The 11,504-nt window shown below is 70.8% G+C and carries 10 protein-coding genes; 5 read left to right on the forward strand and 5 right to left on the reverse strand.

Features of this window, described 5'->3' with window-relative positions:
- The first annotated feature begins 24 nt into the window (after positions 1-24).
- Positions 25-516, forward strand: a complete 492-nt coding sequence (locus QQZ14_RS01415) for a YajQ family cyclic di-GMP-binding protein (RefSeq protein ID WP_284532372.1) — start codon at positions 25-27, stop codon at positions 514-516.
- A gap of 1 nt (position 517) precedes the next feature.
- Here QQZ14_RS01415 and QQZ14_RS01420 read toward each other — a convergent pair whose 3' ends face one another.
- Positions 518-2,131, reverse strand: a complete 1,614-nt coding sequence (locus QQZ14_RS01420; RefSeq protein ID WP_284532373.1) for a right-handed parallel beta-helix repeat-containing protein — start codon at positions 2,129-2,131, stop codon at positions 518-520.
- Positions 2,132-2,228: 97 nt separating this feature from the next.
- Here QQZ14_RS01420 and QQZ14_RS01425 point away from each other — a divergent pair, with 97 nt between their 5' ends.
- Positions 2,229-3,329, forward strand: a complete 1,101-nt coding sequence (locus tag QQZ14_RS01425) for a hypothetical protein (protein WP_284532374.1) — start codon at positions 2,229-2,231, stop codon at positions 3,327-3,329.
- A gap of 15 nt (positions 3,330-3,344) precedes the next feature.
- Here the strand turns inward: QQZ14_RS01425 and QQZ14_RS01430 are convergent, their stop codons facing one another.
- Genes QQZ14_RS01430 through QQZ14_RS01445 form a run of 4 tightly spaced genes read right to left on the reverse strand, consistent with a single transcriptional unit; the run spans position 3,345 to position 7,078 of the window.
- The gene (locus QQZ14_RS01430) at positions 3,345-4,328 is read right to left on the reverse strand and encodes a sulfate/molybdate ABC transporter ATP-binding protein (protein ID WP_284532375.1); all 984 of its coding nucleotides are present in this window, start codon (positions 4,326-4,328) and stop codon (positions 3,345-3,347) included.
- A 29-nt stretch (positions 4,329-4,357) separates the two neighbouring features.
- A complete protein-coding gene (locus tag QQZ14_RS01435) occupies positions 4,358-5,167 on the reverse strand; it encodes a sulfate ABC transporter permease (protein WP_284532376.1) in 810 nt (269 codons plus the stop codon).
- Positions 5,160-6,041: a sulfate ABC transporter permease subunit CysT gene (gene cysT / locus QQZ14_RS01440; protein WP_284532377.1), complete on the reverse strand. Its 882-nt coding sequence runs from the start codon at positions 6,039-6,041 to the stop codon at positions 5,160-5,162. Before cysT ends, QQZ14_RS01435 begins: the two co-directional genes overlap by 8 nt.
- Complete coding sequence (locus tag QQZ14_RS01445) at positions 6,038-7,078, reverse strand: sulfate ABC transporter substrate-binding protein (protein WP_284532379.1); 1,041 nt, start codon at positions 7,076-7,078, stop codon at positions 6,038-6,040. The genes cysT and QQZ14_RS01445 overlap by 4 nt, the downstream gene beginning before the upstream one ends.
- Before the next feature lie 326 nt (positions 7,079-7,404).
- Between QQZ14_RS01445 and QQZ14_RS01450 the strand changes: the two genes are divergently transcribed.
- From QQZ14_RS01450 to rarD, 3 genes are read left to right on the forward strand one after another with little or no spacing between them, the layout of a single operon-like run.
- Positions 7,405-9,369 carry a 2-oxoacid:acceptor oxidoreductase subunit alpha gene (locus QQZ14_RS01450; RefSeq protein WP_284533064.1) on the forward strand — a complete coding sequence of 655 codons (1,965 nt, stop codon included), beginning with the start codon at positions 7,405-7,407 and terminating at the stop codon, positions 9,367-9,369.
- On the forward strand, positions 9,369-10,463 hold the full coding sequence (locus QQZ14_RS01455) for a 2-oxoacid:ferredoxin oxidoreductase subunit beta (protein WP_284532380.1): 1,095 nt from the start codon (positions 9,369-9,371) through the stop codon (positions 10,461-10,463). Before QQZ14_RS01450 ends, QQZ14_RS01455 begins: the two co-directional genes overlap by 1 nt.
- A gap of 51 nt (positions 10,464-10,514) precedes the next feature.
- Positions 10,515-11,426, forward strand: a complete 912-nt coding sequence (gene rarD, locus QQZ14_RS01460; protein ID WP_284532381.1) for an EamA family transporter RarD — start codon at positions 10,515-10,517, stop codon at positions 11,424-11,426.
- The last annotated feature ends 78 nt before the right edge of the window (positions 11,427-11,504 follow it).

The following is an 11,504-nucleotide window of genomic DNA, read 5'->3' on the forward strand; positions in this document are numbered from 1 at the left end:
GGTGCCGCAGACGGAGGAGTGAAGATGGCCGACTCGTCGTTCGACATCGTCAGCAAGATCGACCGCCAGGAGGTCGACAACGCGCTCGGCCAGACGGCCCGCGAGATCGCCACCCGGTTCGACTTCAAGGGCACGGGTGCCACCATCGAGTGGCAGGGCGAGCACGCCATCGAGATCTCCGCGTCCGCCGACGACCGCGCCAACGCCGTCCTCGACGTGTTCAAGGACAAGCTCATCAAGCGCCAGCAGAGCCTGAAGATCCTCGACGCCTCCGAGCCCCGCGCATCGGGCCAGCAGTCCAAGATCTCCATCACGCTCAAGGAGGGCATCACCTCCGAGGACGCCAAGAAGATCTCCAAGCTGATCCGCGACGAGGGCCCCAAGGGGGTCAAGGCGCAGATCCAGGGCGACGAGCTGCGCGTGTCCTCGAAGAAGCGCGACGACCTCCAGGCGGTGCAGGCCCTGGTCAAGCAGCAGGACTACGACTTCGCGGTGCAGTTCACCAACTACCGCTGACCTACCGCGGACCCGGGCGCTCGTCGGCACCGATGTCGATGCGGACGCCCTGCATCCGGCGCTGCCCGTCGACGTCGAGGCGCCCGACCCACCGGGGACGCACCGCGAGCCCGGCGTCGATCGCGGGCGAGCCGGCGCGCAGGTGGAGGTCGCCTCGAGCCGGGCGACGCAGCCTGGGTTCGGTGAACCGGCTGTGCTCGTCCTGGCCGGTTCCGGTGCGGTAGGCGCGCCAGCCTGTGTAGGTGACGCCGAGGACCCCGAACGACGCCCGGTCCGACCCGCCGGGCGCGAAGTAGAGGTTGCCGTCGAGGGTCGGTGCCGTGCTCTCGCCGTCGCGCCGGGCCCGCGGAACGGTCCCGACCAGCGCGTGCCCGGTCGCACGTACGACGTTGCCCTGGAAGATCGTGCGCGTGGTGCGGTACTGCACCAGGATCTCCGGGGAGCCGTCCGCGAACCGGTTGTTCGCGAAGAGCGTGTTGTGCAGGAACCGGTTGGCGAACGCCCGGCCGGTCCGCACACCGCCGCAGTCCGCGCCGCCGTCGCAGTAGCCCCCGGTCGCGATCCCGACGTACCCGCTGCGGCTGACGACGTTGTCGGCGACCACCACGTGGTCGGCGCTGCCCCGGCCGTTCTCGGCGGCCACCTCGACCCCGATGTCGTTGCCGACGACGCGGTTGCGCAGGACCCGGATGCCGGTGCCGCCGTCGATGTAGATGCCGTCGGCGCAGTCGCACCAGGCGCCGTCCTCGTAGTAGGCCGGGTTGCCCCGCGAGACGATGTCCCGGACGACGTTGTCGGCGATGAGGCCGTTGCGCGCCCGGTTGGCCCGGGTGTACCTGGCCGGTCCGCTCAGCGTCGGCTCGAAGCCGATCGCGTCGATCCCGATGTTGTTGTTGTCGTGGATCCGGTTGCGCACGATCCGCCAGTGGTCCACGTTGCCGTTGACGACCACCGACTCGCTCGCTCCCAGCACCAGGTGGTCGACCCGGTTGCCGCTGATCGTGACGTCCCGGATCGGGTGCCGGGCCCGGTCGCCGTACACGGCGATGCCGTGGGCGTTGATGTCGAAGCTGCCGAGGGTGTCGTTGTCGTTGCCGAGGTGGTGGACCCGGTTGCCGGCGAGCGACACGTGCGCGGACGCGCCATGGACGTAGATGCCGATCGGCATCGCTCGCGTCGAGGTCGTGCGATAGCCGCGGATGTCCAGCCCACGCACCGCGACCCGTGAGCTGTCGACGACCGTGACCATCGCCGACCGGCCTGGAGACGGCGTGAGCGGGCGGCCGTCCAAGACCACGCGCTCGTCGCGGAACGGCCGCACGGTGACGCCGTGCACGTCACGGAGCGTGACGCGCTGGGCGTAGGTGCCGCCGCGCAGCAGCACGGTGCCGGGGCCGGCAAGGCTCGCGACGGCCTGGTCCACGGAGGCCAGGGGATCCTCGCGGGTGCCGGCCGCGCCCGCGTGTCCGGCCGGGCTGACGAACACCCGGTGGGGAGCCGCGGCGTCGGCGCCGGGCGTACTCGCCTGCGCCGGCGGGCCCGTCGCCAGGCAGGTCGCCGCGATCGACGCCGCCGCCACGATCAGCGTCCGAGCCGCACCCGACCAGCCAGCCATGCTCCGGAGCCTGCCACCACCTTGTGCGCACGTCAATCACGATCGCTCATCTTCGACGCGCGAACGCGCAAGACCCGCGACCTGTCATCCTCGACGGGTGCCGCGGACCGCCTCCCCCCTCGCCGCCGTCCTCGCCCTGCTGGCGGTCGTCGCGGCGGGGTGCTCTGACGACGGGTCATCGGAGCCGGTCGCACCGCCGTCGTCCTCCAGCGCCGGAGCCGCACCCTCGGCAGCCGCCCCGCCGTCGGACGCCCCAGACGGTCCGGACCACGCCGGCGCGCCGCGGCCGTTCGCGGCGGCGGCGCAGACCGCGCCGTCCGGCTACACCGGAGCTCGCTGCTCAGACCTGCGCGGCCGGGGCAACAGCGGGCTGGCGGTCGGCCTGGCGGTGCCGCCCGACTACCAGGCCGTGAGCCGCGACGACACCAGCTGCGGCTTCGCCGCGGGCTTCGGGCGCGAGTTCTCCGTGTCGTTCGGAGTGCGCGGGACGCTGCTGCGCGAGAAGGAGCGCGACGTCGACCCGTTCGTGGACACCGGGGGCGACGACTCGGTGAGCGACGTCCGGTACGCCGCCGACGTCCCGGTGTTCGGCGCGCACCACGGCGAGCTGCTGGAGTACTACTGCTTCTGCGACGGCCAGGACCTCGACCTGCGGATCGTGCAGGCGCGCGGGGTTCGCCTGAGCTGGACCACGCCGCACGACCGCAGCCGGCACGAGACGGCGTACCGTGCGGTCACCGCGAGCACGGCGCTGGTCCGCAGCCGCACCAGCACCTGCACCTCGCACGGCCGGACGCTGGCGTTCCGGCCCCCGCTGCCGCAGACCGAGTCGATCGACTTCGGCGGCGGCGTCTGCCACCTCTACCTGCGACCCGGGCGCGCCTCGCTGCTGCGCTACGCCGAGATCGCCGTACGGTCCCGAGCGACGCTGCCCGAGCTCGCCGCACGGCTGCGCGACCGCGCCGGCGTGACCTCGGTGCGGCTCCAGCCCGGTGCGGCCACCTTGGTCGGGCACGTCGCCGACCGGCTCGCCTGGACGGTGACCCGGCGGCACCCCACGCAGGACTACCAGCCCGCCGGCACCTGGCGCTCGGTCGCGCTCGACGCCGGCGGGGTGCGGGTCACGTGGTCGGCGACGCCACGGCAGTGGCGCACCGAGCGGAAGGTCGCGGCGGCGTTCTTCCGCTCGGTGCACTGACCTCGCACGGCGAGGTCAGGCGGTCCGGACCGCGGCCATCGACGGGATCACCGTGGCACCGGAGGCCGGCGTGACCCAGACCCGGGCGCCGGACTCCAGGCCCAGCTGGCGCGCATGGGTGCGGGTCAGCACGACCGTGACCTCGTCGCCGTCGTCGGTCAGCACCGTGGCCCGCACCTCGAACCCGACCCGCAGCAGCCGCGACACCGAGCCCTCGGCCGCGCCGGAGAGCTGCGGGGTGAGCGAGATGTGGACGTCGTGCGGGCGCAGCATCACGCCGTTGAGCTTGGTGATGTCGCCGAGGAAGCCCATCACGAAGTCGTTGGCGGGCTCGTCGTAAAGCTGGTCGGGGGTGCCGACCTGCTCGACGCGGCCCTCGTTGATCACCACGATCTCGTCGGCGACCTCCATGGCCTCCTCCTGGTCGTGGGTGACGAAGACCGTCGTCACGTGCACCTCGTCGTGCAGCCGGCGCAGCCACTCGCGCAGCTCCTTGCGGACCTTGGCGTCGAGCGCGCCGAACGGCTCGTCGAGGAGCAGCACGGACGGCTCCACCGCCAGCGCCCGTGCCAGCGCCATCCGCTGCCGCTGGCCTCCCGAGAGCTGGGACGGCAGCCGGTGCGCGAACTGCGAGAGGTGCACCAGACGGAGCAGCTCGTCGACCTTGGCGGCGATCTCCTCCTTGGGGCGGTGCCGGATCTCGAGGCCGAACGCGACGTTCTTGGCGACCGTCATGTGCTTGAAGACGGCGTAGTGCTGGAAGACGAAGCCGACGTTGCGCTTCTGCGGGGGCAGCCTGGTGGCGTCCACCCCCTCGATGCTGACCGTGCCGGCGTCGGCGGAGTCGAGTCCCGCGATGATCCGCAGCAGCGTGGACTTGCCGCCGCCGGATGGGCCGAGCAGTGCGGTCAGCTGCCCGGTGGGCAGCGAGACGTTGACGTCGTCGAGCGCGACGAAGTCACCGAACCGCTTGGTGACTCCTGAGACTTCGATGCTCATGGGTTGCTGTTCTCCTTCAGGGCAAGGGGTCAGTGGTCGCGCTCGGGGCGCAGAACGGCCACCACGACCAGGCAGGCGATGCAGACCAGGGCCAGCAGGAACGCGATGGAGTAGGCCTCCGGCTGCTGGAAGTTCTGGTACTTCGCCTCGACGGCGAGCGTCGCGGTCTGGGTGCGGCCGGTGATGTTGCCGGACACGATCTTCACGGCGCCGAACTCGCCGATCGACCGGGCCAGCGCGAGGACGACGCCGTACACGACGGCCCACTTGATGCTCGGCAGGGTGATCCGCAGGAACGTCTGGCGACCGCTGGCACCGAGGCTGCGCGCCGCCTGCTCCTGGTCGTCGCCGATCTCGGTCAGCACGGGGACCACCTCGCGGATCACCAGCGGCAGCGCGACGAAGCAGGTCGCCATGATCATGCCGGGGCTGTTGAAGATCACCTGGAGCCCGTTGTCCTCCAGAGTGGGTCCGAACCAGCCGTCCCGGCCGTTGTAGACCAGCACCAGCGCGAGGCCGACGACCACCGGGGAGACCGACAGCGGCAGGTCGATCAGCGCCGAGAGCAGGCGCTTGCCCGGGAACTGGTAGCGGACCAGCAGGATCGAGATCGTCACCCCGAAGACCAGGTTGATCACGACCGCCCACAGCGCCACCACCGCGGTCAGCTGGAGGGCCGCCACCGCACGGTCGTCGGCGAGCGTGTCGCTCAGGTTCGTCAGACCCCCGTCGAAGGTACGACGGACCAGCAGGCCGACCGGCCAGGCCACGAGGAAGAACACGTAGCCGACGGCCAGCAGGCGGAAGGCCCAGCGCGTGGGCACGGAGACGTCAACCACGGCGTGACACCCTCCGCTGGACGAGGTCGAGGGCCACGATCACGACCAACGCAACGGCCAGCATCACCGAGGCGACCGCGGCCGCCGAGGTGTTGCTGCCGTTCTCGATGAACGTGAGCACCCGGACCGACACGACCTCGGTCTGGAACGGACGGTTGCCGCTGAGCAGCACCAGGGAGCCGTACTCCGAGATGGCGCGCGCGAACGACAGGGCCGCGCCGGCCGCGATCGCGGGCGCCAGGCTGGGCAGGATGATCCGCCGGATGATCGTGGCCCGGGTGGCACCGAGGGAGGCCGCGGCCTCCTCGACGTCCGCGTCCAACTCCTCGAGCACCGGCTGCACGGTCCGCACGATGAACGGCAGCGTGACGAACGCGAGCGCCAGCGTCACCGCCCGCTCGGTGTTGGCCCAGTGCAGACCGATCGGGCTGCTCGGCCCGTACAGCGAGAGCAGCAGCAGGCCGGCCACGACGGTCGGCATGGCGAACGGGACGTCGATGATGACATTGAGCACCGACTTGCCCCAGAACCGGTCGCGGACCAGCACCCAGGCGATCACCGTGCCCATCACGATGTTGATCGCCGTGACGACCAGCGACTGGGTCACGGTCAGGCGGATCGCGGCCCAGGTCTGGTCGTTCTGCAGGACGCGGAGGTAGCCGTCCCAGCCGCCGGAGGACGCCGCGGCGACCACCGCGGAGAGGGGGATCAGGACCAGCAGGCTGAACCAGATCATGGAGATGCCGAGGCCGAGGCCGGCGCCGGGCGTCAGGGTGTTGCGCGGGGTCGAGCGACGTGCGCGCCGACGCCGGCGTCCCTCCGGGGACGCCGGCTCGGCGGTGTCGCTCGACCCTACGAGGAGGGCAGCGGTCATGACTCCTCGCCCACCTTGCCGGTCTGCTGCTGCAGCCCGGTGATGATGCCGAGGGGGTTGCCCTCCTCGCCGTCGCCGAAGTACTTGCCGGCGGCCTCGCCCCACCCGCCGAAGTCGCCGTCGACGGTGAACAGCTTGTCGGGCGCCGGGAACGGGTCGGCCGGGTCGTTGGCGCCCTCGACCTCGCCGACGTCGACGCCGTCGACGACCGGACGGAAGCCCGACTGCGCGTAGTCGGCCTGGGCATCCGGGGACGTCATGAAGTCCAGGAACGCCTGGGCGGTCTTGTCGGCGTCGACCGTCACCGCGGCCGGGTTCTCGATGAGCAGGGTGTCGGGCGGGAGGACGTAGTCGATGTCCGCACCACTCTGCTTGGCGAGGATCGCCTCGTTCTCGTAGGACAGCAGCACGTCGCCGGACCCGTCGGTGAACGCGGTGGTCGCCTCCCGCGCCGACCCGGGCAGCGCGATCGTGTTGCCCAGCAGCTCGGTGAGGAACGTCTTGGCCTCGGCCCCGCTGCCGCCGTTGCCGGTGATGTGCGCCCAGGCGGCCAGGATGTTCCACCGCGCCCCTCCCGAGGAGCCCGGGTTGGGCGTGACGATCTCCACGCCCGGCTTGACCAGGTCGTCCCAGGTCTGGATGTTCTCCGGGTTGCCCTTGCGGACGACGAAGACCACGACCGACGAGGTGGCGATGCCCTTGGTGGGGTTGTCCTTCCAGTCGTCTGCGACCAGGCCCTCGTCGACCAGGCGGGTCACGTCGGTCTCGAGGGAGAAGTGCACGACGTCCGCCGCGGCGCCGGCCACGACGGCCCGGCTCTGGTCGCCGGAGGCGCCGTACGACGTCTCGAACTGGACGCCCTTGCCGGCGTCGGTCTCCTGGAAGTCCGCGAAGACGGGCTCGTTGGCCGCCTCCATGACCGAGAACGCGTTGATGTTGAGGGTCTCGCCGTCGTCACCGCCCGCGGAGCTGGAGCAGGCGGTCAAGGCAAGCACCCCGGCGACCAGCGACGCCGCAGCCTTGATCGAAGTCTTCATCTCGTCTCTTTCCCGCCCCCGGAACGAGGCGTTTCTCTGTATTAACCATCAGCCTACTCGACTTAGGCGATCTGATGTACAAGGTGGTCCATAACGCCGGCTGTGCCACGACTCACAGACCGACCCGACGTCCATCGGCAGAGACGAGTCGGGCCCCGCGCGGCGCCGGACTATCGTGGGAAGCCGTGCCGGCAGGTCGATCCGCAAAACTGGAACGTGTTCCAGTTCTAGGCGTGTCGCGAGTAGGATCGGCAGGTGCCGGAGAGAGCCGGCTCTCGGGCACGCAGGCGTGACGCAACGACGGGAAGTGGGCGCAAGCCGTGTCTATGCAGCAGGGCAAGCAGGTCAAGCAGCTCGACCGGGTGATCATCCGGTTCGCAGGGGACTCCGGCGACGGCATGCAGCTCACCGGCGACCGGTTCACGCAGGAGTCCGCGGTCTTCGGCAACGACCTCGTGACGCTGCCGAACTTCCCCGCCGAGATCCGCGCTCCCCAGGGCACGCTGCCCGGGGTCTCGTCGTTCCAGGTCCACTTCGCCGACCACGACATCCTCACCGCGGGTGATGCACCCGACGTCCTGGTCGCGATGAACCCCGCGGCGCTGCGAGCCAACCTCGGCGACCTGCCCAAGGGCGCCACGATCATCGTGGACACCCACGACTTCACGGCCCGCAACCTGGCCAAGGCCGGCTACGACGCCAACCCGCTCGACGCCCTCGGCGACGCCGCCCCCGGCGCTCCCGGCGGCCTCTCCGAGTTCGCGGTGCACCCGGTCGACCTGACCGGCATGACCGTCGAGGCGGTCAAGGAGTTCGGCCTCTCCCGCAAGGACGCCGCCCGTGCCAAGAACATGTTCGCGCTCGGGCTCCTCTCCTGGCTCTACGGCCGGCCGACCGAGTCGACGATCGCGTTCCTCGAGAAGCGGTTCGCGAAGGTCGCCGACATCCGCGACGCCAACATCGCCGCCTTCAAGGCCGGCTGGAACTTCGGCGAGACGACCGAGACCTTCGCGGTCCAGTACGAGGTGAAGCCCGCGCCGATGGCGCCGGGCACCTACCGCAACATCACCGGCAACCTGGCGCTGGCCTACGGCCTGATCGCGGGCGGGGTGCAGTCGGGGCTCCCGGTGTTCCTGGGCTCCTACCCGATCACCCCCGCCTCCGACATCCTCCACGAACTCTCGAAGCACAAGTCGTTCGGCGTGACGACGTTCCAGGCCGAGGACGAGATCGCCGGCGTCGGCGCCGCGATCGGCGCCTCGTTCGCCGGCGCCCTGGGCGTCACCACCACCTCCGGGCCCGGCATCGCCCTGAAGTCCGAGGCGATCGGCCTGGCCGTGATGACCGAGCTGCCGCTGTTGGTCGTCGACGTGCAGCGCGGCGGCCCGTCGACCGGGCTGCCGACCAAGACCGAGCAGGCGGACCTGCTCCAGGCGATGTTCGGCCGCAACGGCGAGGCGCCCGTGCCGATCGTGGCGCCGCAGTCCCCCGGTGACTGCTTCGACGCGGCGCTCGAGGCGGCCCGGATCGCGGTCACGTACCGGACCCCGGTCATGCTGCTCTCGGACGGCTACCTCGCCAACGGCTCCGAGCCGTGGCGGATCCCCGAGCTCGCCGACCTGCCGACGATCGACCCGGCGTTCGCGACCGAGCTCAACCATCGCCCCGAAACTGGGGACAGCGGTGACGACGCCGAGTTCTGGCCCTACCTCCGCGACGAGGAGACGCTGGCCCGGCCGTGGGCGGTCCCCGGCACCCCCGGGCTCGAGCACCGCATCGGCGGGCTCGAGAAGGCCGACGGCCACGGCAACATCTCCTATGACCCGGCCAACCACGACCTGATGGTCCGCACCCGCCAGGCGAAGGTGGACCGGATCGCCGAGTCGCTCCCGCCGCTGGTGGTCGACGACCCCTCGGGCGAGGCCCGGGTGCTCGTGATCGGCTGGGGTTCGACGTACGGCCCGATCGGCGCCGGCGTACGCCGGGTCCGCAAGGCCGGCTACCACGTGGCCCAGGTCCACCTGCGCCACCTCAACCCGTTCCCGAAGGACCTCGGCGACATCCTGGCCCGCTACGACAAGGTGCTGGTGCCCGAGATGAACCTCGGCCAGCTGTCGATGCTGCTGCGAGCGAGGTACCTCGTCGACGCGATCGGCTACAACCAGGTGCGCGGCCTGCCCCTCAAGGCCGTCGAGGTCGCCGAGGCGATCGGCGAGCTCGTCTCCCAGGCCGAGGGCATCCAGGTCGACCTGAGCACCGAGAGCACCCCGAGCACGGAGAAGGCACTCTGATGACCACCGACCTCAACTTCCCCGGCCTGCGCTCCGGCGTGGAGCTCGTGCCGGCCACCGACCAGCCGCAGACCGGCAAGGACTTCACGTCCGACCAGGAGGTCCGCTGGTGCCCCGGCTGCGGCGACTACGCCGTGCTCAAGGCCGTGCAGGGGTTCCTTCCCGACCTCGGCCTGCGCCGCGAGAACATCGTGTTCGTCTCCGGCATCGGCTGCTCGTCGCGCTTCCCCTACTACCTCGACACCTACGGCATGCACTCGATCCACGGCCGCGCGCCGTCGATCGCGACCGGCATCGCCACGGCGCGTGAGGACCTGTCGGTGTGGGTCGTCACCGGCGACGGCGACGCGCTCTCGATCGGGGGCAACCACCTGATCCACGCGCTGCGCCGCAACGTCAACATGACGATCCTGCTGTTCAACAACCGCATCTACGGCCTCACCAAGGGGCAGTACTCCCCCACGTCCGAGACCGGCAAGATCACCAAGTCGACGCCGATGGGCTCACTCGACCACCCGTTCAACCCGGTCTCGCTCGCGCTCGGTGCCGAGGGGTCCTTCGTGGCCCGCACGATCGACTCCGACCGCAAGCACCTCACCTCGGTGCTCTCCGCGGCCGCCGCGCACCGCGGCACGTCGTTCGTCGAGATCTACCAGAACTGCCCGATCTTCAACGACGGCGCGTTCGACGCGATCAAGAACAACGACACCAAGGCCGACGCGATCATCCCGCTGGTCCAGGGCGAGCCGATCCGGTTCGGTGTCGAGGGCGCCAAGGGCCTGGTCCGCGACACCGAGGGTGGCGGGGTCAAGATCGTCGAGGTCGGCACCGGACCGGGCCAGGTGGCCGAGGACGCGCTGCTCGTGCACGACGCCCGCAACCCCGACCCCAGCACCGCGTTCGCGATCTCCCGGCTGACCGACTCCGGCTACCTCAACCAGTCGCCGATCGGGATCTTCCGGCAGGTCGACCGGCCGACGTACGACGACCAGGCCCGCGGCCAGGTCGCCGAGGCCCGCGAGGCGGCTCCGGGCGACCGCTCCGAGCGGCTCGCCGCGCTCATCGGCGGCGGCGACACCTGGACGATCATCTGAGAGACCGCTCTCGCGACCGCGCCTCGGCGTACGCCCTCCTATGCTGAGCGCGTGCCGGAACCACGACGTGGCCTGTTGTTCGGGTTCGCGGCCTACGGCATGTGGGGTGCGTTCCCGCTCTACTGGCCCTTGCTCGAGCCCGCCGGGGCGACCGAGATCCTGGCGCACCGGGTGCTCTGGTCGAGCATCACCATGGGGTTGCTCATGGTGCTGCTGCGGCGGACGACGCAGCTGCGGGCCGTCGCCCGCGACCGCAGGGTGCGGCTGCTGCTGACGGTCGCGGCCGCGGTGATCAGCGTCAACTGGGTGACCTACATCTGGGGCGTCACCAACGACCGGGTGGTCGAGACCTCGCTCGGCTACTTCATCAACCCGCTCGTAACGGTGCTGATGGGCGTGGTCGTCCTCGGGGAGCGGCTGCGCCCGCTGCAGTGGCTGGCGCTCGGGCTGGCGTGCGGTGCGGTCGTGGTGCTCGCCGTCGACTACGGCCACGCGCCGTGGGTGGCCCTGATCCTGGCGTTCTCGTTCGGCAGCTACGGCCTGTGCAAGAAGACCGCCAACGTCGGCGCCACCGAGAGCCTCGCCTTCGAGACCGCCGTGATCACGCCGTTCGCCGCCGGCTACCTGGTCTGGCTCGGGCTCACCGGCGGGTCCAACTTCGCCAGCCATGGAGTCGGGCACGCGCTGCTCTTCACGACCACGGGTGTGGTCACCGCGGTGCCGCTGATCTGCTTCGGCGCGGCCGCTACCCGGGTCTCGATGGTGAGCCTGGGCCTGCTGCAGTACCTCGCCCCGATCCTCCAGTTCGCCCTCGGCGTCCTGTGGTTCCACGAGGACATGCCCGCCGGCCGCTGGGTCGGCTTCGTGCTCGTCTGGATCGCGCTCGCGGTGTTCACCGCCGAGGCCGTGAACCACCGCCGGCGCCAGCTCCGCCTCACCGTCGAGGCCACCACGGCGAGCTAGCAGCGACGCCCGAGGGACGAGGGCGGCACGTGGGCTGGCGAAGGTCGAGCAAGCCGCGCGGCTGAGGAACGAAGCCGC

The organism is Nocardioides sp. T2.26MG-1 (assembly GCF_950101795.1).
Classification (GTDB): domain Bacteria; phylum Actinomycetota; class Actinomycetes; order Propionibacteriales; family Nocardioidaceae; genus Nocardioides.